Annotated in this window: 19 protein-coding genes; 11 read left to right on the top strand and 8 right to left on the bottom strand. The window is 67.7% G+C overall.

The features are described 5' to 3' along the window. Positions 1-50 precede the first annotated feature (50 nt). The 7 genes from mqo (at position 51) to ACIBK2_RS18265 (ending at position 7,494) form a co-directional block, all read left to right on the top strand. Positions 51-1,580 carry a malate dehydrogenase (quinone) gene (mqo, locus tag ACIBK2_RS18295; protein ID WP_396968706.1) on the top strand — a complete coding sequence of 510 codons (1,530 nt, stop codon included), beginning with the start codon at positions 51-53 and terminating at the stop codon, positions 1,578-1,580. An 18-nt stretch (positions 1,581-1,598) separates the two neighbouring features. After that, positions 1,599-2,048: a GNAT family N-acetyltransferase gene (locus ACIBK2_RS18290; RefSeq protein ID WP_396968704.1), complete on the top strand. Its 450-nt coding sequence runs from the start codon at positions 1,599-1,601 to the stop codon at positions 2,046-2,048. Positions 2,049-2,199: 151 nt separating this feature from the next. Beyond that, positions 2,200-4,227: a magnesium chelatase subunit D family protein gene (locus tag ACIBK2_RS18285; RefSeq protein ID WP_396969217.1), complete on the top strand. Its 2,028-nt coding sequence runs from the start codon at positions 2,200-2,202 to the stop codon at positions 4,225-4,227. Between the two features lie 58 nt (positions 4,228-4,285). Next, positions 4,286-4,900 (top strand): cob(I)yrinic acid a,c-diamide adenosyltransferase, encoded by a 615-nt coding sequence (gene cobO / locus ACIBK2_RS18280; protein ID WP_396968702.1) that lies wholly within the window; start codon positions 4,286-4,288, stop codon positions 4,898-4,900. Positions 4,901-5,012: 112 nt separating this feature from the next. Next, positions 5,013-6,560, top strand: a complete 1,548-nt coding sequence (locus ACIBK2_RS18275; RefSeq protein ID WP_396969216.1) for a cobyrinate a,c-diamide synthase — start codon at positions 5,013-5,015, stop codon at positions 6,558-6,560. A 95-nt stretch (positions 6,561-6,655) separates the two neighbouring features. Further along, positions 6,656-7,042, top strand: coding sequence for a cobalamin biosynthesis protein (locus tag ACIBK2_RS18270; RefSeq protein ID WP_396968700.1), 387 nt, complete (start codon positions 6,656-6,658; stop codon positions 7,040-7,042). An 83-nt stretch (positions 7,043-7,125) separates the two neighbouring features. Beyond that, positions 7,126-7,494, top strand: a complete 369-nt coding sequence (locus tag ACIBK2_RS18265; RefSeq protein WP_396968698.1) for a VOC family protein — start codon at positions 7,126-7,128, stop codon at positions 7,492-7,494. 1 nt (position 7,495) lies between these two features. On the opposite strand, the gene ACIBK2_RS18260 is transcribed toward ACIBK2_RS18265, so the two are convergent. Both ACIBK2_RS18260 and ACIBK2_RS18255 read right to left on the bottom strand, forming a co-directional pair. Continuing rightward, positions 7,496-8,593: a hypothetical protein gene (locus ACIBK2_RS18260; RefSeq protein WP_396968696.1), complete on the bottom strand. Its 1,098-nt coding sequence runs from the start codon at positions 8,591-8,593 to the stop codon at positions 7,496-7,498. A gap of 9 nt (positions 8,594-8,602) precedes the next feature. Further along, a complete protein-coding gene (locus ACIBK2_RS18255) occupies positions 8,603-9,733 on the bottom strand; it encodes a phosphotransferase family protein (RefSeq protein WP_396968694.1) in 1,131 nt (376 codons plus the stop codon). A gap of 320 nt (positions 9,734-10,053) precedes the next feature. On the opposite strand from ACIBK2_RS18255, the gene ACIBK2_RS18250 reads away from it, so the two are divergent. Further along, complete coding sequence (locus ACIBK2_RS18250; protein WP_396968692.1) at positions 10,054-11,433, top strand: DoxX family protein; 1,380 nt, start codon at positions 10,054-10,056, stop codon at positions 11,431-11,433. A 17-nt stretch (positions 11,434-11,450) separates the two neighbouring features. Here the strand turns inward: ACIBK2_RS18250 and ACIBK2_RS18245 are convergent, their stop codons facing one another. Both ACIBK2_RS18245 and ACIBK2_RS18240 read right to left on the bottom strand, forming a co-directional pair. Next, the gene (locus tag ACIBK2_RS18245) at positions 11,451-12,410 is read right to left on the bottom strand and encodes an isopenicillin N synthase family dioxygenase (RefSeq protein WP_396968690.1); all 960 of its coding nucleotides are present in this window, start codon (positions 12,408-12,410) and stop codon (positions 11,451-11,453) included. A 6-nt stretch (positions 12,411-12,416) separates the two neighbouring features. Beyond that, the gene (locus ACIBK2_RS18240; RefSeq protein ID WP_396968688.1) at positions 12,417-12,899 is read right to left on the bottom strand and encodes a nucleoside deaminase; all 483 of its coding nucleotides are present in this window, start codon (positions 12,897-12,899) and stop codon (positions 12,417-12,419) included. 97 nt (positions 12,900-12,996) lie between these two features. Between ACIBK2_RS18240 and ACIBK2_RS18235 the strand changes: the two genes are divergently transcribed. Next, positions 12,997-14,520: a PucR family transcriptional regulator gene (locus tag ACIBK2_RS18235; RefSeq protein WP_396968686.1), complete on the top strand. Its 1,524-nt coding sequence runs from the start codon at positions 12,997-12,999 to the stop codon at positions 14,518-14,520. 6 nt (positions 14,521-14,526) lie between these two features. Here the strand turns inward: ACIBK2_RS18235 and ACIBK2_RS18230 are convergent, their stop codons facing one another. Together ACIBK2_RS18230 and ACIBK2_RS18225 are read right to left on the bottom strand one after the other, a co-directional pair. Continuing rightward, positions 14,527-15,912, bottom strand: a complete 1,386-nt coding sequence (locus ACIBK2_RS18230) for a purine-cytosine permease family protein (protein WP_396968684.1) — start codon at positions 15,910-15,912, stop codon at positions 14,527-14,529. Positions 15,913-16,006: 94 nt separating this feature from the next. Beyond that, positions 16,007-16,978, bottom strand: coding sequence for a hypothetical protein (locus ACIBK2_RS18225; RefSeq protein ID WP_396968682.1), 972 nt, complete (start codon positions 16,976-16,978; stop codon positions 16,007-16,009). A gap of 239 nt (positions 16,979-17,217) precedes the next feature. On the opposite strand from ACIBK2_RS18225, the gene cobA reads away from it, so the two are divergent. Together cobA and ACIBK2_RS18215 are read left to right on the top strand one after the other, a co-directional pair. Beyond that, positions 17,218-18,423: a uroporphyrinogen-III C-methyltransferase gene (gene cobA / locus ACIBK2_RS18220; RefSeq protein WP_396969215.1), complete on the top strand. Its 1,206-nt coding sequence runs from the start codon at positions 17,218-17,220 to the stop codon at positions 18,421-18,423. Positions 18,424-18,470: 47 nt separating this feature from the next. Next, positions 18,471-19,931, top strand: coding sequence for an MFS transporter (locus ACIBK2_RS18215; protein WP_396968680.1), 1,461 nt, complete (start codon positions 18,471-18,473; stop codon positions 19,929-19,931). A gap of 19 nt (positions 19,932-19,950) precedes the next feature. On the opposite strand, the gene ACIBK2_RS18210 is transcribed toward ACIBK2_RS18215, so the two are convergent. After that, a complete protein-coding gene (locus ACIBK2_RS18210) occupies positions 19,951-20,364 on the bottom strand; it encodes a PPOX class F420-dependent oxidoreductase (protein WP_396968678.1) in 414 nt (137 codons plus the stop codon). A 97-nt stretch (positions 20,365-20,461) separates the two neighbouring features. Next, positions 20,462-21,829 carry an aspartate aminotransferase family protein gene (locus ACIBK2_RS18205; protein ID WP_396968676.1) on the bottom strand — a complete coding sequence of 456 codons (1,368 nt, stop codon included), beginning with the start codon at positions 21,827-21,829 and terminating at the stop codon, positions 20,462-20,464. Positions 21,830-21,858: the final 29 nt, after the last annotated feature.

The raw sequence follows: 21,858 nt of genomic DNA, 5'->3' as shown, positions 1-21,858 counted from the left end.
TCCACCCGCCCGGTGGGCCCGCGTAGAAGGACAAGGAAGTCGATCTAGCCGTGCCGAACGCTGCCATGACTGAAAAGACCGATGTTGTACTCATCGGCGCCGGCATCATGAGTGCCACCCTCGGTGCGCTGCTGCGCCAGCTGCAGCCCGATTGGTCGATCTCCCTGTTCGAGCGGCTCGACGCCGCGTCGGCGGAGAGCAGTGACCCGTGGAACAACGCGGGCACCGGACACTCCGCGCTGTGCGAACTGAACTACAGCCCGCAGAACGCCGACGGGTCGGTGGACATCAGCAAGGCCATCGACATCAACGAGCGGTTCCAGGTGTCGCGCCAGTTCTGGTCCTACGCCGTCGAGAACAACGTCCTCGGTGACCCGTCCCGGTTCATCAACCCGATCCCGCACGTGAGCTTCGTGCACGGCGCGGACAACGTCGACTACCTGCGTAAGCGCTACGAGGCGCTGTCGCGGCATCCGTTGTTCGAGGGCATGGAGTACATCGACAGCCCCGACGAATTCGCGCGGCGGCTCCCGCTGATGGCGCGCGGCCGGGACTTCTCCGATCCGGTCGCGCTGAACTGGACCGACGGCGGCACCGACATCGACTTCGGTTCGCTCACCAAGGAACTGCTCGCCTACCTCGGCGCCAGCGGCGCGGACCTGGCCTTCGGTCACGAGGTGCGCGACCTGTCCAAGCAGTCCGACGGGTCCTGGCTGGTGAAGGTGCGCAACCTGCGCACCCGCGAAACCCGCACGCTCCTCAGCAAATTCGTCTTCGTCGGCGCGGGCGGCGGCGCGCTGCCGCTGCTGCAGAAGTCCGGCATCAAGGAGATCGACGGCTTCGGCGGCTTCCCGGTGAGCGGTCAGTTCTTCCGCTGCACCAACCCGGACCTGATCCAGCAGCACGAGGCCAAGGTGTACGGCAAGGCCGCCGTCGGCGCGCCGCCGATGTCGGTGCCGCACTTGGACACTCGCGTCATCAAGGGCGTGCCCGGCCTGCTGTTCGGCCCGTACGCGGGCTGGACGCCGAAGTTCCTCAAGGAGGGCAAGCTCACCGACCTGTTCAAGTCGGTGAAGCCGAACAACCTGTTCTCGCTGCTCGGCGTCGGCGTCACCGAACTGGGGCTGACCAAGTACCTGGTGAGCGAGCTGCTCAAGTCCGAGGCGGGCAAGGTGGACACGCTCAAGGAGTTCATCCCGCGCGCCGACGGCCGGGACTGGGAGCTGATCACCGCGGGCCAGCGCGTGCAGGTGATCCGGCGCAAGGGCGCGGGCGGCGTGCTCGAATTCGGCACCGCCGTGGTCGCCGCGGCCGACGGCTCCATCGCGGGTCTGCTCGGCGCCTCGCCGGGCGCCTCGACGGGCGTCACCGCGATGCTCGACGTGATGCAGCGCTGCTTCCCCACCGAGTACGCGGGCTGGACGCCGAAGCTCGAGGAGATGATTCCCTCACTGGGCGTCAAGCTGTCCGAGGACCAGGCGTTGTTCCACGAAGTGTGGGATTGGACGTCCAAGACGCTGAACCTCACGGGTGGCACGGATAACACGCCCAAGCACGCGGGGGTCGCGGCAAACCGCTAGGTGTGATAGCAACAGGCGATGATGTCAACGGTTGCTCTCAAACGGTCATGGGCGTTGGATCTCGACACCGCCACCCTCTATCAGCTGTTGAAACTTCGCGTAGAAGTCTTTGTCGTCGAGCAGAAGTGCGCGTACCCGGAATTGGACGGGCTCGACCTGTTGCCGGAGACCCGGCACTTCTGGCTCGATGACGAGGGCGAGGTGATCGCCACGCTGCGGTTGCTGGAGGAGCACGAGGACGGGGTGAAGTCGTTCCGCATCGGCAGGCTCTGCACCGTCCCGCCTGCTCGTGGCCACGGCTACACCACCCGCCTGCTGCAGGCCGCGCTCGCCGAGGTCGGCTCGGCGACCGTGCGGTTGAACGCGCAGAGCTATCTCATCGACATGTACGCCAAGCACGGGTTCCAGCCCGACGGCGAAGAATTCGACGAAGACGGGATCCTGCACACGCCCATGCGCAAGGGGTGATCGTCGGGCCGTTGTTCGGTCACCGCCCTCGTCGCAGATCTGCGACGAGGGCGGTTGTCTGTCCGGGAGGCGACACGATGCGCAGGGCAGCGTCGGTCGGCGCGGCGAGCGCGCATAGAGTTGGGGCGTGTCTTTGTCCCATGCCGAAACTGTGCCGTCGCCGCATTCGCTGACCGGAGCACGCACGCGTCCGGCGAGCGACGGGGAGGTGGGTTTTCCGTTCTCCGCCGTGGTCGGTCAGGAGCGGCTGCAACTCGCGCTGATCCTCTGTGCGGTGCATCCCGGCATCGGCGGTGTGCTGGTGCGTGGCGAGAAGGGCACCGCGAAGTCGACCGTGGTGCGCGCGCTGGCGCAACTGCTGCCGCCAGTGGTGGACGAGACCGGTGCACGGCCCGCGCGGCTCGTCGAGCTGCCCGTCGGCGCCACCGAGGATCGCGTGGTCGGCTCGCTGGATTTGGAGCGGGTGCTGCGGGACGGGGAGCAGGCCTTCCGGCCCGGGCTGCTGGCGGCCGCGCATCACGGCGTGCTCTACGTCGACGAGGTCAATCTGCTGCACGACCATCTGGTCGACGTGCTGCTCGACGCCGCGGCGATGGGCCGGGTGCACATCGAGCGCGACGGCGTCTCGCATTCGCATCCGGCGCGCTTCGTGCTCGTCGGCACCATGAATCCGGAAGAGGGGGAACTGCGTCCGCAGCTGCTGGACCGGTTCGGGCTCACCGTCGACGTGGCCGCCTCGCGGAACGTGGACGTGCGAATGTCGGTGGTGCGCAGGCGACTCGACTACGAGGCCGATCCGGCGGGGTTCGCCGACAGTTATGCCGCCGCCGACCGGGCGGTGGCCGAGCGCATCCTGGGCGCTCGGGATCGGGTCGCGCAGGTGCTGCTCGACGACGGGGAGCTGCGCCGAATTGCCGCGCTGTGCGCCGCATTCGACGTCGACGGCATGCGCGCGGACCTGGTGGTCGCGCGGACCGCGACGGCGCACGCCGCGTGGCGTGGTGCGGACGCGGTGACCGAGGAGGACGTGCGGATCGCCGCCGAACTCGCGCTGCCGCATCGGCGTCGGCGGGACCCGTTCGACGAGCCGGGGATCAGCGAGGACCAGCTCGACGACGCGATGCGGGATGCCGCTGAGGAAGTGGATCGCGAAGCGCAGTCGCCCAGTGAGACAGAAGAATTCGAGTCGAGCGAGGGTGATCGGTCACCCAGGGAGTTGGACGGTGCCGATCAGTCGCCGCCCGACGCGTCCCCATCGGCGGGTGACAGCGATACCGATCCGGATGACGACCCGGACTCGCCGCCCGACGGCCCCGGTGACGGGCAGCGGCCGAGCGCTCGCGAAGGTCGCAGTGGCGCACCGACTTCCGCCGCCGCGAAACCGCCGCGCTGGGAGGTGCCCGGCATCGGTGAAGGCGCTCCCGGCCGTCGTTCCAGGGCCGAGTCGCGGCACGGTCGTGTCGTTCGTCCCAGCACCGACACCTCCACCGGTCTACACCTGCTCGGCACCGTCTTCGCCGCCGCGCCGCATCAATGGTCGCGTGGCCGCGGCGACGGTCCGCTGAAGCTGGCCGCCGAGGACCTGCGTGGCGCGTATCGCGAAGGGCGCGAGGGCAATCTGGTGGTCTTCGTGGTGGATGCCTCCGGGTCGATGGCGTCCAGGGATCGGCTGTCCGCCGTGACCGGCGCGGTTGTCACCTTGTTGCGTGATTCTTACCAGCGGCGCGACAAGGTTGCCGTCATCACCGTGCGTGGGCAGGAAGCCGAACTTGTGCTGCCGCCGACGTCTTCGGTCGATATCGCTGTGCGCCGACTGTCCGGGATGCGCACTGGCGGCAAGACGCCACTCGCCTCGGGTCTGGTGAAGGCGCGGGAGATCGTGCTGCGGGAGCGGGTCCGCGACCCGCGCCGCCGCCCGATGCTGGTGCTGCTCACCGACGGTCGCGCCACCGGCGGCGTCGACCCGCTGCCGCGGGCCCGTGCGGCCGCCGCCCGACTCGCGAACGACGGGGTTACCTCGATCGTGGTCGACTGCGAGCGCGGGATGATCCGGCTCGGTCTCGCCGCCGAGCTGGCTCGCGAACTCCGCGGCGGATATCTGAAATTGGCCGAGCTGACCGGAGATTCGGTCGCCGACGTGGTGCGCTCGGGCGTCGGGGCCGCGACCCGCGCCGCTTGACCCGCGGCGTGCCGACGACGGTGCAGTAGCGGTTTACCAGGACTATCAAGGAGATTCGATGCCCAAGGGTGTTCCGGAGACCGTGCCCGAGGACGGACTCACCACGCGCCAGCGCCGGAACCAGCCGGTGCTCGCGGTGCATACGGGGCCGGGCAAGGGGAAGTCGACTGCGGCGTTCGGGATGGCGCTGCGGGCCTGGAACCAGGGTTTCGACGTCGCGGTATTTCAGTTCGTGAAGAGCGCCAAGTGGAAGGTGGGGGAGGAGGCGGCTTTCCGCACCCTCGGCACCCTGCACGACGAGACCGGTGCGGGTGGCGCGGTCGAGTGGCACAAGATGGGCGAAGGCTGGTCGTGGACCCGCAAGCAGGGCACCGACGAAGACCATGCGGCCGCCGCGCTCGCCGGATGGCAGGAGATCGCTCGCCGACTGAAGGACGAGCAGCACCGCTTCTACGTCCTCGACGAATTCACCTACCCGCTCAAATGGGGTTGGGTCGACATCGATGAGGTCGTCGAAACTCTCACCAACCGGCCCGGCAACCAGCACGTGGTGATCACCGGCCGCGACGCACCCCAGGCGCTCATCGACGCCGCCGACCTCGTCACCGAGATGACCAAGCTCAAGCACCCCATGGACGCGGGCCGTAAGGGCCAGCGCGGCATCGAATGGTGAACTCCCGCACTCTTTCTCGGGATCCGCACCCGGTACGGAGCCCTAGAGTCGGTGCAGATCCCGAGAGTCGGTGCGGATTCCGCCACCGGGTGCCACTCGCCGAGGGGCGTGGCTGGTGAGCGCGGGTGTGCCTGCGGTGGTGATCGCGGCTCCCGCGTCCGGGAGTGGGAAGACCACGGTGGCAACGGGGTTGATCGGAGCGCTGCGGCGGGTCGGGCATCGGGTCGCGCCGTTCAAGGTGGGGCCGGATTACATCGATCCCGGGTATCACGGGTTGGCGGCGGGGCGGCCGGGGCGCAATCTCGACCCGGTGCTCGTCGGCGCGGAACGTGTTGTGCCGCTGTATCAGCACGGTGCGCGGGACTGTGATCTCGCGGTCGTAGAGGGCGTGATGGGGCTGTTCGACGGCCGCATCGATGAGAACCATGCTGGGCCGGTGGCCGAAGGGTCTACCGCACAGGTCGCGAGTCTGCTTGGTGCGCCCGTGGTTTTAGTGGTCGACGCGCGTGGGCACAGTCAGAGTTTGGCCGCGCTGCTGCATGGTTTCGCTACTTTCGACAGCAGTGTCCGCCTCGGCGGGGTGATCCTGAATCGGGTCGGCAGCGAACGGCACGATCAGGTGTTGCGCGCGGCCTGTGACCGGGTCGGACTTCCGGTTCTCGGCTCGTTGCCGAGGATGACCGAATTGGAGGTGCCCTCGCGGCATCTCGGGCTGATTCCGGCCGTAGAACACGGTACGGCCGCCACCGCCGCCGTGTCCGCGATGACGGATCTGGTCGCGGCGCACGTCGACCTATCCGCGATCGCGGCGCTGGCCCGCTCGACCGCGAGCGGTCCAGCCTGGGATCCGGTGGAAGCCGTGCGAGCGGAGTACGCCACGGACGGGGCGAATGACGATACGGACAACACTGTAACTGCGCTCGGCACCAACGAATTCGGCGTTGCCGATGTATCGACCGGGGGAGTCGGCGGTCTGACGCACCGTCCGGTCGGAGACCGATCTGCTGCTATCGCGGACCCGTTCGTAGGCCCCGGACCGCTGATTGCGATGGCAGGCGGGCCCGCGTTCACTTTCGGCTATGCCGAGCACCGCGAACTGCTGCTGGCCGCTGGAGCACAGGTGGTGGTGTTCGATCCCCTGCGGGACGAATTGCCCAGCAGGACGGCAGGTTTGGTGCTGCCCGGGGGATTCCCGGAGGAGCATGCACCGGAGCTGGCCGCGAACACGGATTTGCTGACCGCCGTGGCAGCGCAGGCCCGGCGCGGGATGCCCGTGCACGCGGAATGCGCGGGATTGCTCTACCTGACGCGCTCACTCGACGGACATCCGATGGCCGGGGTGATCGCCGCCGACGCGGAGTTCGGTCCACGACTCACCCTCGGCTACCGGGATGCGGTGGCACTGGCGGATTCTCCGCTGTGGCGAGCCGGTGAACGCGTCCGTGGGCACGAGTTCCACCGGACCCGCCTGACTGCCGCCGCCTCGGACAGCCCGGCCTGGGGCTGGCACGGCAGCGACGGTGCACGCATGCTCGAGGGCGCGCTCGTCCACCAGGTGCACGCCTCTTACCTGCACACCCACCCCGCCGGAAACCCCCAAGCCACAACCCGTTTCGTCGAAGTCGCGGCCGAGTACGCGGGTGCTCGTGCCAGCCGTTGAAAGGACCGCTGTCCCCGGCCGGAAATCCCTGAGCCACAAGTCGTTTGCCGCGTGCGACTGCTGGACTCTCCGCTCCACTGAGCTCGAAGGTGATCATGGCTGAATTGATCGTTGGACTGGGACTGCGTCCCGGTACTTCTGCCGACCGCATCGTAGTGGTGGTGCGTAAGGTGTTGGCTTTCAACGAGATCACCTGTTTGGCGACCATCGATCGACGTGCTGCCGAGCCCGGCCTGCTCGACGCGGCCGCTGTGCTCGGCGTGCCGATTCGGACCTTCACCGCCGCCGAACTGGCCGAAGTGTCCGTGCCCAACCCGGACTCGCGGACGGTGGCCGCGGTGGGCACCGCGAGTGTCGCCGAGGCGGCCGCCATCCTCGCCGCCGGGGGCGGCACCCTCGTGGTCCCCAAACGCACCGTCCACGGCGTCGTTATCGCTGCGGCACAACGTGACGTACCCCCGGCCGGGCGGCGGCCCGCGTAGCCGCGGCGGGGTGTCCTGAACCAGGTGAGCCCACGGCCATCGAGTGGTTTGATGACGGAGTGGATATCCGAGGGATCGATAACGTGCTGGTTCCCGTGGGGGACTTGGCCGCAGCAGTGGAGTTCTACGAGAACCAGCTCGGGCTCTCACTGCGGTTCACGGTGCCGGAGCGCGGGATCGCACTGTTCGGCGTCGCGGCGGAAACGCCGGGGATCATGGCGATGGTCGAGCCTGATGCCGGGCAGGGCGCGCCGCCCGCGATGCGGGTCTGGCTGGAGGTGCCGGACGCGCAGGCCGCTGCGGCCGAACTCGAAGAGCGCGGTGTCGAAATGCTTACCGCGCCCTTCGAAGTCGGTACCGGATGGAGTGTCGAGGTGTCCGACCCGTGGGGCAACGTGATCGGGCTGACCGATTACAGCAAGCGCCCCGAACTGGCCAGGCCCGAACTCTGACCTACGGCGCGACCGAACCCCAGTCGGCGAAGCCGGTGGGATCGTGGCGGCCGAGGCTGGCGTGTTCGAACAGCCCCCAGCCCTCCGCGTCGCCGCAGCGGGCGCGGGCCACGTGGTCGATGACGCCATAGGGCGCGCGAGCGACGATCGCCGGATCGGTGAGGTCGTACAGGCTGGACAGTGACCAGTCACGCCCCTTCCACTGACCGTGCTGCCAGTCCGGATCACCGCCGTACCCGCAACCAACATGCAGCGGCACATTGGTGCCCGTGGTCACCTCGATCTCCAGCGGCTTGCCGTCCGGCGTGGTCAGCTCCAGCCGCGCGCCGACGGGAAGCCTTGTGCCGGAACGGTAGTCGATCGAGATGCGCGGCCAGCCGAGCTGCTCGGTGCGCCCGTCCGGCCAGATCCGCACGGCGTCGTTCAGCGTGCGCTTGCCGTCCGGCTCCTCCTGCACGATGACCACGACCGCGAAATCGTCGAACCGCAGCGGCACATACATCCACCAGAAGCCGCCGGACGGCTCACTGGCGGTCCGCCCGGGCGGCTCGCTCTCGCCGACCGGGCGGATGCCCCACGACCGATCCCTGGTCCCGGTCCACACCGCCGGGTCCACGGTGAGGTCGTCCCCGTCGACGTGCAGTGTGCCCGCCCACGAGCCGAGCTGGGCGAACCGGCTCGCCTCGATGATCGGCCGGTTGCCGGACAGGATCAGATGCGGCTGCTCCTGCACGGTCGGGAAGGCGCCCTCCCAGGTGAGATCGAACGACAGGTCGTCGTGCTCGCAGATCACCCGGAGCCGCTGCAGCGGCTCGACCACCTCGATGCGATAGCCGCCGACCTTTTGCTCCAGGCTGCGGTCACCGAGCGCGTCGGAGAAGCGGACGGACCGTTGCGTATCACCGCGCCGGACGAGGGCGTAGGCATCGGTCACCCCGAGGTTCGGGTACACGCCGAACCCGGTGATGAAGAAGGTGCCGCCATCGCGGTTGTGACCGTTGAAATAGCTGCGGTCATAGAAGTTTCGGTCGCTGCTGGCCACCCGGGCCAGCGATAGGCCGGTTTGGTGAATCGGGTACTCGTCCAACGGAACTGGCATGACTGAATCTCAATCCCACTCGTAGGTTCCATCGAGCAGCCGTTCCAGGCTCGCTCGGTGCATCACATAGTCGTCTCGGTCCGGGGTGTCGGTGTCTTCGCCGAAATGGATCATCCGGCGCTTCACCCTGGCCATCACGATGCCGTGCCGCAGCGCGGCGTAGACGATGTGCCAATCCAGGTTTTGCACCGTATGACCGGTCAGCTCTTCGTATTTCGCGACGACGTCGGCGCGGCGCAGGAAGTCGGGCAGGCCCGGCTGATCGAACCGGGTGGCGATGTCCTGGAAGAACCGGTGGATGAAGATCACCCAGGCGACGTCGAGTTCGCGCGGACCCAGCGCGGCCATCTCCCAGTCCAGCACCGCCGCGGGCTCGAATTCGCGGAAGATGATGTTGCCTGGTCGCGCGTCGCCCCAGCTGAGGACATCAGGTCCCGGATCGGCGGGCCAGTGCTCGTCCAACCAGGCGAAAGTCCGCTCCAGCAAAGGGATCTCGAAACCGTCGTCGGCCAGAGCCCAGCGATACCACGCCTTCTGGGCCTCTACGTGCCGACGCAGCGACTGGCCAGGCCCGCGCAGGGCCGGGAAGCGGATCGCCGGATCCGGGATGGCGTGCACCTTCGAGATCACCTCGACGGTGTTCGCGGTGAGCAGCGCGCGTTCCTCGGCGCTCGCGTCGAACAGCCAGCCGATGAACACGTACGGCGGATTGTCCGTCGGCACCCGTCCGTCGACCCGCTTCATCACGAAAAACGGTGTACCGAGCGGCTTCTCGTCCTCTTCCAGCCAGCATAGTCCCGGCACCGGTATGTCGGTGGTCTCGGTGACACCGGCCATCACCTTGTACTGGGTGGCCAGATCATAGGTCTCGAACACCGGGAACGACCCCGCCTCCGGCGCCATCCTGGCGACGAACGACCCGCTCTCGTGCCGCCCGTCCACGCTCCACTCGGCGTCGAAAAGGATGGAGGTGCTCGACATCCCGCCCGCCTGCGGGCGCGACAGGTTGGAGACCTTCGGCGGATGATCGGCGGAGACCCTCGAATCCAGCCAGCGCGCCAAGTCCTCGGCGAGCGCATCGAGATCGCGCTCGCTCACGGTCAGCTGCTGCCGCTTGGCGGGATCCGGATCTTCGGCCATCGTTGTCCTCCTGACGCCATGAAGCGCGGGCCTGCCTGCGCACAGCCCACATCAGCGGCGGTGCCGCGATACGCGACAGTAACTCGTTCCAGTCGGCCCGTGGGTGGAAAACGATCGAGGTTCTCGAACCCGCTCACTGGTCGGAACCGGGCCTTGACATGGGAGTACTCGGCGGTGCTCGGGCAGGCACGAGTGCCTGGGTGTGGGTAGCACGTACGACTGATTACCTAGGGAAAGACCGGGGATTTCCTGGAGGTTCGCGACACCTCGCCGCAATACCGTTGCCTGCACGCGGAGGTTGTCGGATTGAGGGGTTCGTTGTGAGTGCTGTCAGCACGGCGTCGGTTGATCGGGACAGTGGAGCCTTGGCTGTCGGCCCGGACTCGCGGTGGAATCTGCTGACCCGCATCGCATTCCGGTTCTGCTTCACCTACTTCGGCCTGTTCTGCGTGATATTTCCGCAGTTCCTGTTCGTTTACACCGGGGTGCTCGGGCCGAAGCTGCCCGAGCGCGCGATCAATGGGTTTCTGTACCCGCTGAGTCCGATCTGGGAGTGGGTCGGCCGGCACGTCCTCGGCGCGGACGTCCAGTTGCATCTGGATTCCGGCAGCGGCGACCAGGCGATCATCTGGGTCTTCTTGTTCTGCAACCTGGTGGTCGCCGTAGTGGCGACTGGGGTGTGGTCCGTGCTGGATCGCCACCGCCCGAACTATCAGCGGCTGAACGCCTGGTTCATGCTCTTCATACGGCTCTGCCTCGCCGGGCAGATGCTCTTCTACGGCATGGCCAAGGTCATTCCCACCCAGATGCCGGAGCCGGCACTGACCACGCTGCTCATGCAGTACGGCGACTTCACGCCGGCGGCGGTGCTCTGGACGCAGGTCGGTAGTTCACCCGTCTACGAGATCCTGCTCGGATCCGCGGAAGTGCTCGGCGGCCTGTTGCTGTTCCTGCCGCGGACCGCGACGCTGGGCGCGATGCTCAGCCTGGTGAGCATGGCGCAGGTGTTCGTGCTCAACATGACCTTCGATGTGCCGGTGAAGATCCTGGCCGGTCACCTCGTGCTGATTTCGCTGGTGCTGCTCGCGCCGCAGGCCAGGAGGCTGGCGAATGTGCTTGTGCTGCAACGCTCGTCGGAGCCTGCTGGACAGCCCGAGCCGTTCCGTTCGCGTCGAATCCGGTTGGTCGCAGTCGGTGTGCAGGTCGTGCTCGCCGGGTGGGTGCTGGTCGGCCAGGTTCAACAAGACATGGAGTTCTGGAACGAAGGTGGCGGTGGCACCGAAAAGCCTGCCCTGTACGGGATTTGGACGGTGTCGGAGTTCACTCAGGACGGTCGGCCGCTCGCGCCACTGACCACCGACCAGGACCGCTGGCAGCGTGTGGTTTTCGACGTCGGTGGCATGACCTACCAGAAGATGGACGGCAGTCTGGTGCCTGTCGTCGGCGCGGTTGACACCCAGGCACACACCGTCACAGTGTCGAAGGCGGCAGGTGATGCCTTGCCAGGCCAGATCGCCCAGGCTCAGCCGGCCCAAATCGGCACCTTCACCTTCGCCCAACCCGCACCGGACCGGTTGCGACTGGACGGTCAACTCAACGGCCACCAGGTGACCCTGACGCTGGAGCAGGTGGACCTCAACTCATTCCCCTTGCGCAGCACCGGCTTCAAATGGGTCCAGGACTATCCCCACTTCAGCTGACAGGCGTGCGGCTGCGTTCAGCCGATGGTGATGGCGTCGAGGCGGGTGCGGAGGAACTCGGCCGAGACAACCGGAGGTAGGCCGGTGACTCGTCCGATCGGTGGTTCGAGTGGGGTGACGATGGCGTCGTGGTCCAGTTCGTAGAAGTAGATCAGCGACACCAGGTCTTCCTCGGGAGCTTCCGCCTGTGGTGGTAGCACGCGGTGTCGGCCGGACGGCCAGCGCTCGCCGCTCCAATAGGCAAGTAGGTCACCGATGTTCACCGTCAGGGCGGCGGGATCGTACGGTGCGTCGGCCCAGCCCTCCGCCTCGGTGAATACCTGAAGTCCGCCTGCGCCGGGCTCGCGGTCGAGCACGGTGACGGTGCCGAAATCGGTGTGTGGGCCGATGCGGAACTGGCCCGGCTCCGGCGCGCCAACCACAGTCAGTGGTGGGTAGTGGTTGATGTTGCAGGTCCAGGTGGGGCGGGCAGCCAAGTCTTGAAATGGGTTGGCGGGCAGGTGAAGTGCTGCTGCGAACAGCGCGAGCAGCTCGTCGGACAGGGTGTGCACGGCGTCGGTGTAGGCGGTCGCCAATTCGCGCAGCTCGAGCACCTCGTCCGGCCAGACGTTGGGCAGGAACCAGACGTCGTCGACCTGTCGATCACCGGTCGCGGTGTCCGCGCCGATTGCGAAGGTCTCCTTCAGATCAGGCGGCGTCTCGGTGCCCTCCGCGTAGCCGTTGGCCTCCTTGCCCGGCCCGATCCACCCGCGCCCGCCGACCGTGACGGCGTACTTCTCTTTCACCGAGTCCGGCAGCGCGAAGAACCGCCGCGCCGCCGCGCGTACCTGACCGGCCAGTCCCTCCGGCACACCGTGCCCGTGCACCAGCAGAAACCCGGCGCGCCGCAACCCCTCGTCCACCTCGCGCTCGACCTCGTCGGCCGCGGCACCTCCGGCACGCCACTTGGCCAGATCGATCGAAGCGATCGCGTTCATGTCGACTCACTCTCTGCCGGAGGTGTTCACTTCATCTGCGACGCCGATGTCTTCATTCCAGACTGCGGGGTTCTCGGTGATGAACTTGGTCATCATCTCGACGCAACGATCGTCCTCCAGCACGGTTACCGCGACGCCGTTCTCGGCCAGCCAGTCGTGGCCGCCGTAGAAGGTCTGCGATTCGCCGACGATGACCGAGCCGATGCCGAACTGCCGGACCAGACCGCTGCAGTACCAGCACGGCGACAGGGTGGTCACCATGATCGTCGACCCGTAGTCGCGGCGGCGGCCCGCGGCGCGGAAGGCGTCGGTTTCGGCGTGGATGCTGGGATCGCCGGACTGCACGCGACGGTTGTGGCCGCGGCCGAGCAACGTGCCGTCGGCCGCGAACAGCGCCGCGCCGATCGGGATGCCGCCCTCGGCCAGCCCGAGCTGAGCCTCGTCGTATGCCACCTCGAGCAGTTGTCGTGCCGGTATCGACTGCGTCATCGCTCAAGCCTCCAAGGGGACCGCCCCTTTCCGCAACGTACAGATCGTCCGCACAGTCCTGGGGCCTGGATGACAGGATGACCATATGTTGCCTACCGTGCGTGAATTGCTCGACGATCAGTTCGTCGCGGCCGATCCGCTCGTTTTGGCAGGTCACAGCGCGCTGCGGCGAGCGGTGCGCTGGGTGCATTCGAGCGAGATCTACGAGATCAGCCCGCTGCTGTCCGGTGGTGAACTGCTGCTCACCACCGGGCTCGGCCTGGCCGGGATGGATGCGGGAACGCGGCGGCACTACCTGCGGGAGATCGCCGGTCGCGAGGTCGCCGGGGTGGCCATCGAGCTCGGCCGCACCTTCGACGCCATCCCGCCGGACATGGTGGCGGAGGCGTCGCGGCACGGTCTGCCGTTGATCGCGTTGCGCAGCGTGGTGCCGTTCATCGACCTGTGCCGGGCCGCGAATACCGAGATCGTGTCGCGGGAAGTGCGTTCGCTGCGGCTGCTCAACGAGCTGGCGCGCGACCTCACCGGGGAGCTGGCGGCGGGCAATGGGCTCGCGCAGCTGCTCGCCCGGATCGGCGAGGTGACCGGTTGCGCGCTGATCGTGACGAGTGGCAACGGGGCGTTGATCGCCGCGCACGGCGTGGACGATGATCGATCAGCTTGGGCGGCAGTCGAATCCGCGGCCGCTTCGGCATCGATCCGGGCCAGGGAGAACACCTGGGGGACGCTCACCGCGGGGCCCGGCTCGTCGCTGGACGGCGCCACCCTCGCCACCGTCCTCGACCAATCCGCGCCGAGTCTCGGTCTCGCGCTGGCCAACTCGGGTGCGCCGACGGGGCGTCCGCAGCTCGCGGCGACGACATTGCTCGCGGATCTGCTGGACGGCAAGCCGATTCGGCAGGCCGATCTGAAAGTAAGGGCCGCTGGTGCCGGTGTGCCCGCGCTGGCGCGGCGCACGCTGGTGCCGGTGGCGATCGACGCACCCGACGCCCGCATCGCGACCCGCCTGATCGACACCGCGGCAAAGGAACTCGGCAGGCCCGGCCTGGTCGCCGAGGTGCACGCCACGACCTACGCGGTGCTCGCGCTGGACGAGGCGACCGCGGACCCGGTCGGCGAGACGGTCCGACTGCTACGAAACGCCTTCGCCACCAACACCATCGAGGGCGTCACCCTCGTGGTCGGCGATCCCTGCGAGTTCACCTCCGCCGCACTCACCGGATCACTGGAAGCCACCAGGTCCGCCCTACGCCTGGCCACCCGGCACCGCCGCGACTGGCTGGCGGGCAGCCCCATCTCCACCTGCCGCGAACTGGCCACCGAACTCGTCGTCGAATCCCTGCCCGCAGCCGAACGAACCCGCCTGATCGCCACCACCGTCGCCCCGCTGATCGCCTGGGACACAACCCATCACAGCAACCTGACCCGCACCCTTGAGGTCTACCTACGCCACGGCGCCAGCCCCACCCGCTGCGCCACCACCCTGCACATCGGCCGCCAATCCCTCTACCAGCGCCTGGACCGCATCCGCGACCTCCTCGGCTACGACCCCGCCACCCCCGCCCTCACCGGCACCCTCCTGCTGGCTTTATGCGCCCACCGCCTCACAACCACTGCCTGATAGCGTTCAGGAGGAGGTGACGCGGCGGCGGGCGAGGACGAGGTAGGCCGTGGCGGCGAGGACGAAGCCTACGAAGAAGGTGATGTCGCCCAGGTCGGGGAGTTCGCGGACGACGTAGCCGGTGAACTTGGCCTGGTTGGAGAACAGTAGGACCGAGATCGCCAGGCCGAGTAAGAAGGCCGCTACGCCTTGCCAATTGGTGTAGGTCCGGTTGTAGAGCAGGTCGTCGATTTTGCGGCCGCGGCGCAGGTACTGGTCGACGAACATCACGCCGAGCCACGGGCCGATCCAGTACGCGACGATCAGCAGGAACGCCTCGTAGCTGGCGGCGGCGTCGGGTAGTGCCCACCAGGCGACCAGGAATCCGATGGCGCCGAAGCAGATCGAGACGACGGCCCGTTGCGTGCGGATCGGCAGCTTGAGGCCGATCGTCACGAATGCCATTGCGCCCGAGTACACATTCAACGCATTGGCTGCGACGGCGCCGAGCGCGATGGCGAGCAGAGTCAGGTTCGCTAGTGCGCCAGGTAGATTCGCGGTGAATACATCCGTTGGACTGCCCTGCACCGAGCCGACGATGGTGGCCGAAGCCGCGCCCAACGCGGACAACCACAGGCACGAGACGAACAGCCCAGCGCCGGCATAGCCACCGGTGGCGACCCGCGACGCAGTCTTGGGCAGGTAGCGGGAGTAGTCCGCCGCGTAGGGATTCCAGCCGCCCGCATAGCCGAACGCGGTGCCGACCGTCAGCAGGAACCCGCCGATCCCGCCGACGCCACCCGACGGCGCGGCGGCACCGAGGTCGGCCTTGCTGAAGATCACCACGGTCACCAGCAGGAACACGACCGCGAGCACCGGGAACACGAACCGCTCGAACGCGTGCACCAGGTTGTGCCCGAACGCGGCGAAACCGGTCTGCACCAACACGATCAGGATCAGCGCGGTGAGCTTCGGCATGCCGGTCAGTGTGCTCAACGCGAACGCGCCGCTCACGCTGTTGGTGGCGAACCAGCCCACCCCGCACATGATCGACATGAACGCCGCGGGCAGCGCGTTGCCCCGATATCCGAACGCCAAGCGCCCCAACACCATTTGCGGCACGCCGTGCGCGGGCCCACGCGCGGACAGCACGTAATGCGCTGCCGCGCCGAGCCCGACGCCCACCGCGAGACCGAGCGTCGCCTGCCAGAAGTTCATGCCGAACGCGGTGACCGACAGCACGCCGATGAAGATGGTGGCGAATTCCAGGTTCGGCGACATCCAGGTCCAGAACAGCTGGCGCGGGCCGCCGTGCCGGGCGTCGTCGGGGATATGCTCGTTGCCGCCCGGTTCCACCGCGATGACGCGGTCGGCGTATTCGGACGCCAGCGGCGTGTCATCGGTCAAAGCCATATATGAACACTGGTCGGTGTCGGGCCGGTGGGCAACGGACGAACCGTACGCCAGTCGGCACCACGAAGTGGACAGTTCGCCCACCCGGCGCGGCTCAGCCGATGGCGCTGACCTGGTTGCGCCAATTCGGCGACGGCGTGAAGAACTCACCGCCGGTGCGGAAGGCGTCGCGCGCGGTGGCATCGCCTTGCAGCTGCGCCATCAACCACGCGGTCGGATACCCGAGGTAGCCGTACACCCCGGTCGTGCACGGCGCCGACGCGGCCGCGCAGTCCGGCTGCCCCTGTACGTCGTTGTGGTTCGGGCCGTTGAGCGTGCCCCACGCCTTGGGCAGATTCGCCGGAGTCGCCTCGTAGTAGGCCTGATTCGACTGCAAGCCCTCCGCCTGCCATGGCACCAGTTGCTGCGACGGCGAGATGAGTCCATCGGAAGACCCGTTCACCAGGAACACCGAACCCGTTGTCAGCGAACGGGTATCGGCGCAAGTGGTCGAGGTGGAGCAGAAGTGCTGCGCCGGAAGCTCCAGCGGCACCGCGGTTTTGATCACCCCGCCCGAATCGCGCAGCGCGTTCAGCACACCGGAAGCGCCTTGCGAATGTCCCATCGCGCCGACCGCGTCCTTGTCCAACTTCCCGTAGAACACGCTCGCCGGATCGTCACCCTGCGCCAACAGGTAGTCCAGGGACTTCCGAATGTCGGCCCCGGACCCGGTGCTCTGGTTCTCGGTGCCGATCACGACAAAGCCCCACGACGCCAAATGCCGCAGCAGATAGGCATATTGGCCCGGCACCGCACTGGTCCCGTCACCCCACACCACGATCGGATGCCGACCGGCTCCCAGATCGGTCGGATACCAGACATCGAACTTCGCCCCGGTGGAATCGCAGCACCCGAAGCCGAGCTGCTCGGTCACCGCCGCCGGACCCGGCTGGAAGTACTTCGACTCGACACCCTGCGTCGGCACATACGGCGCCGGATCAGCGTGTGCCACACCGGCTGTGGCGGGCACGAAGGCCAGCGCTATCGAGGCGACGACCATCTGTACTGTCCGACTCCAGCGGTTCATGCGCCCGAGTATAGGAACGTTCCTCGCCGTCTCGCCTGGTGGTCGACGCACGGCCGTTTCCCGCTGATCGAGCGCGGCTTCCGGGCTCGCCATGGGCCCCGGACCAGCGGTTACCGAGTCGATTGCCGTCGCGTCGAACCGAGGCCGTAGGCTCGAAAACTGTGCCGAACACGTCAGACCACACCGCCGACCAGGCGGTATCCGATACCGCCGCGCCGCATGAGGGCGACCCGAACTACCTGGTCGGGCTCGATCTCGATGGGCGCCGGGTCGTAGTGGTCGGCGGCGGCTCGGTGGCGCAGCGCAGGCTCGGATTGCTGATCGCCTCCGGCGCGGATGTGCACGTGGTGAGCCGCGAGGTCACGCCCGCGGTCGAGGGCATGGCGACCTCCGGGCAGATCACGGTCACGCTGCGGGCGTACGCCGACGGCGACCTGGACGGCGCTTGGTACGCGATCGCCTGCACCGACGAACCGACAACCAACGCGGCCGTCGTCGAGGAGGCCACCCGCCGCCGGATCTTCTGCGTGCGCGCCGACAACGCGCGCCTCGGCACCGCGGTCACCCCGGCGACCGCCCGCTACGACGGCATGACCCTCGGCGTGCTGGCCGGCGGTCAGCACCGGCGCTCGGCCGCAGTGCGCAACGCACTGCTGGAAGCGCTGCAATCCGGTGTGGTGACCGATGATTCGACCCCGATCACGCCGGGCGTCGCACTGGTCGGCGGCGGACCCGGCGACCCGGACCTGATCACGGTGCGTGGCCGCCGCCTGCTCGGCCGCGCGAATCTGGTGGTCGCCGACCGCCTCGCCCCGCCGGAACTGCTGGCCGAACTCGGCCCCGACGTCGAGGTGATCGACGCGGCCAAGATCCCCTACGGGCGCGCGATGGCCCAGGACGCGATCAATGCCGCGCTCATCGAGGGCGCCAAGGCAGGCAAGTTCGTGGTCCGACTCAAGGGCGGCGACCCGTACGTATTCGGCCGCGGCTTCGAGGAACTCGAGGCCTGCGTCGAGGCGGGCATCCCGGTCACCGTCGTTCCCGGCATCACCAGCCCGATCTCGGTCCCCGCCGCCGCGGGCATCCCGGTCACCCACCGCGGCGTCACCCACGAATTCGTAGTGGTCAGCGGCCACGTCGCCCCCGACCACCCCGACTCCCTGGTCGACTGGCCCGCCCTCGCCCGCCTCCGCGGCACCATCGTCCTGATGATGGCCGTCGAACGCATCGAACAATTCGCCACCGTCCTCATCGACAACGGCCGCGCCCCAACCACCCCCGCCACGGTCATCCAAGAAGGCACCATGCGCACCCAACGCGTAGTGCGCGCCGACCTCGCCACCGTCGCCGCCCGCGTCAAAGAAGAAGCCATCCGCCCACCCGCCATCGTGGTCATCGGCCCCACCGCAGGCTTCTCCGCGCCCAGCACCACGGAATCGGCGTAGCTCATCCTCTACAGTGGCTCACTGTGCTCCAGAATCCCGCTGCGCGGATGCAGTATCCAGTGACAGACCGGGCTTTCGGGCTCGCGATTCTCGTGCTCAGCGGGATGCAGCTGATGAGCGTGCTGGACGGCACGGTCATGATTCTGGTGGTCCCGCGGTTGCAGGCGGATTTCGGGATGTCCGCGTCCAGCGCGAACTGGGTGATCACGTCCTACGCGCTTACCTACGCCGGGCTCATGCTGCTCGGCGGGCGGGTCGGTGACGCGTTCGGGCGCAAGAAGATGTTCTTGCTCGGGGTCGGACTGTTCACCTTGTCCTCGCTGCTGTGCGGTCTGGCGATCAACGGCGGGATGCTGATCGGCATGCGGGCCCTGCAGGGCGTCGGTGCGGCGTTCGCCTCACCCACGGCACTGGCCTTGGTCGCGACGACCTTCGCGCCGGGCAAGGCGCGCAACCAGGCCATCGCGATCTTCGGTGCGATGGTCGGTGTCGGATCGGTCGGCGGCCTGGTGGTCGGCGGTGCGCTGGCCGATGTCTGGTGGCGCGGTATCTTCCTGATCAACGTGCCGATCGGCCTGCTGGTTTTCGTCGGGGCGTTGCGCTGCCTGCGCGATACCGAGCATCATCGCCTCTCCCTCGACGTGCGCGGCGCCGTGCTGGCCACCATCGGCGTCGCCACCCTGGTGTTCGGCGGCATGGAAGGGCCGGTACTGGGTTGGGGACACCCCGCGATCATCGGTTCGCTGGTGACCGGTGGCGTCCTGCTGATCACCTTCGTCCTGACCGAGCGCAACGTGGACAATCCGCTGCTGCCCTGGTCGCTGTTCAGCAGCCAGGATCGGGTCGCGACCTTCATCGCGGTGCTGCTGGCCAGCGGGGTGATGGGCGGCATCTCGGTCTTCGGTGCGCAGTATGTGCAGAATGTGCTGGGCTACACCGCTTTACAGGCCGGTCTGATCTTCATTCCGTTCACCATCGGCATGGGCATCGGCGGCGCGTCGACCTCCAAACTTGTCATGCGGTTCGCGCCACGGATCCTGATCGGTGCCGGCGCGGGCCTGGCCGCCGCCGCCCTGCTGTTCAGCTCGACCCTGGACCGCACCGCGAACCTGCCGACGCTGCTGGTGCTGTTCCTGGTGATCGGTACCGGCGTCGGCATCGTGCTGGTCATCGTGCCGCTGTGCCTGATCGTGGGCGTCGAGGTCACCGAGATCGGCCCGCTGAGCGCGGTCGGCCAGATGTTGCTGGCGTTCGGACCGGCCTTGGCCCTGGGTTTCCTCGGCCCGGTCGTGATCTCGCGCAGCCTGGCGCTCGGCGGCAGCGACACCATCAAGCCCAGCGCCATGAACACCGCCCAGCTCGATGCATTGAGCAGTGGCTACACCCTCGCGCTGTTCCTATGCGGCGTCGGCGTGCTGCTGACCCTGCTGATCGCGCTCGCCATCCGCTACACGGCGGCGCAGGTCGCGCAAGCGCAGCACGCGCAGGAAGAGACCCAGCAGGCCTGAACCTGCCGGGCCTGCGGTTTCAGAGGCGACCCGCGACCTTGCGTGGCGTCACGCGGACGATGACCCGCGGGCCGTCGTTGACCGAGGCGGGATTGAAGTCTAGGTACTTCTGACCTGTGTACTTCGACGACAACTCGTCCGGCAGTGTCTTTTCCGGATCCGCCGTGAGCGTCGCGGTGCCGCGGATCTCCGCGTATTTGTACGGCTCCTCCGGCGGGTTGATCATCACCGTGATCCGCGGATCGCGCGCCAGGTTCTTGCCCTGCTGGCGATCGGTGGTCGTGGAGAACACGAGGTCGTCGCCATCGCGCTTCAGCCAGATGACGGTCAGGTGGGGTTGCCCGTTGGGTCCGATGGTCGCCGCGGTCGCGAACACCTTGGACTCGTCCAGATACTTCTTCAGGTCTTCGGAAAGCTCAGTGGTATCGGTCACGCACAGGTGGAACACCGCGTGAGCCAACGGCATTCCGGACCGGCGAAAGCTGGGACCGACCATGCGGTCGGCCCCGGCCGTCGCCAGGACGTGTTCGTCAGGAAGCGTGCTGGTCGGCCACGGTCAGCGTCTGGTCGAGAATGGCCAGCCCTTCCTTGGCCTCGGCCTCGGTGACGATGCACGGCGGTACCACGTGCAACCGGTTGAAGTTGACGAACATCAGCAGCCCGGCGGCCTTGCACGCGGCGACGACCTCGTTCATCGCCGGACTCGTTCCGCCGTAGGGCGCGAGGGGTTCGCGAGTCGCCCGATCGCGGACGAGTTCCAGCGCCCAGAACACCCCGGTGCCGCGCACCTCGCCGATGCTCGGGTGCCGATCGGCGAGCTCACGCAGGCCGGGGCCGAGTACCCGGGCACCGATCTCGGCCGCGTTCTCGATGATGCGTTCGTCCGCCATCGCGTTGATCGTCGCGACCGCGGCGGCCGTGGCCAGTGGATGGCCCGAGTAGGTGAGCCCGCCGGGGTAGGGGGTGTCGTCGAAGGTCGCGGCGATCGCCGGGCTGATAGCCACCCCGCCGAGCGGCACGTAGCCGGAGTTCACGCCCTTGGCGAAGGTGAGCAGATCGGGGACGACGCCCTCGAAATGCTCTATCGCGAACCACTTTCCGGTGCGCCCGAAGCCCGACATCACCTCGTCGGCGATGAAGATGATGCCGTACTTGTCGCACAGCGCCCGGACACCCGCCATATAGCCGGGCGGCGGAACCATGATTCCCGCTGTGCCCGGGATGGATTCGAGCACGATCGCCGCGATGGTGGACGGCCCCTCGAACGCGATGGTCTGCTCGAGGTGCGCCAAAGCGCGCTCGGTTTCCTCGGTTTCGTCCGTCGAGTGGAATTGCGTCCGATAGAGGAACGGGCCGAAGAAGTGCACCACGCCGCTGTTGCCGTGATCGTTGGGCCAGCGCCGCGGATCACCGGTCAGGTTGACCGCGGTCTCGGTGCCGCCGTGATAGGAGCGGTAGCGCGCCAGCACTTTATAGCGGCCGGTGTGCAGCCGGGCCATCCGCACCGCGTGCTCGACCGCCTCCGCGCCACCGTTGGTGAAGAAGATCCTGTTCAGCTCGCCCGGTGTCCGCTCGGCGATCAACCGGGCCGCCTCCGAGCGGGCATCGTTGACGTGCGGCGGTGCGATGGTGCACAGCTTGGCGGCCTGCTCCTGGATCGCCGCAACGACTTTCGGGTGTTGGTGGCCGATATTGGTGTTCACCATCTGGGAGGAGAAGTCGAGCAGCCGGTTGCCCTCCCCGTCCCAGACGTAACAGCCCTGGGCGGCGCTGATCGTCATCGGGTTGAGATGCGCCTGGGCGGACCAGGAGTGGAAGACGTGGCGGCGATCGAGTTCGTACGCGCGGGCGGCCGCCGCGCGTACGGTCTCCGGTGTCGATCCGTTCGGAAGGGTCATCGGCGAGTTCTCCTGCGTCGCTGGGGTTG

The organism is Nocardia sp. NPDC050175 (assembly GCF_044459885.1).
Classification (GTDB): Bacteria; Actinomycetota; Actinomycetes; order Mycobacteriales; family Mycobacteriaceae; genus Nocardia.
Note: the sequence above shows the minus strand (reverse complement) of the source record. Positions and strands in the feature narration are given on the sequence as shown.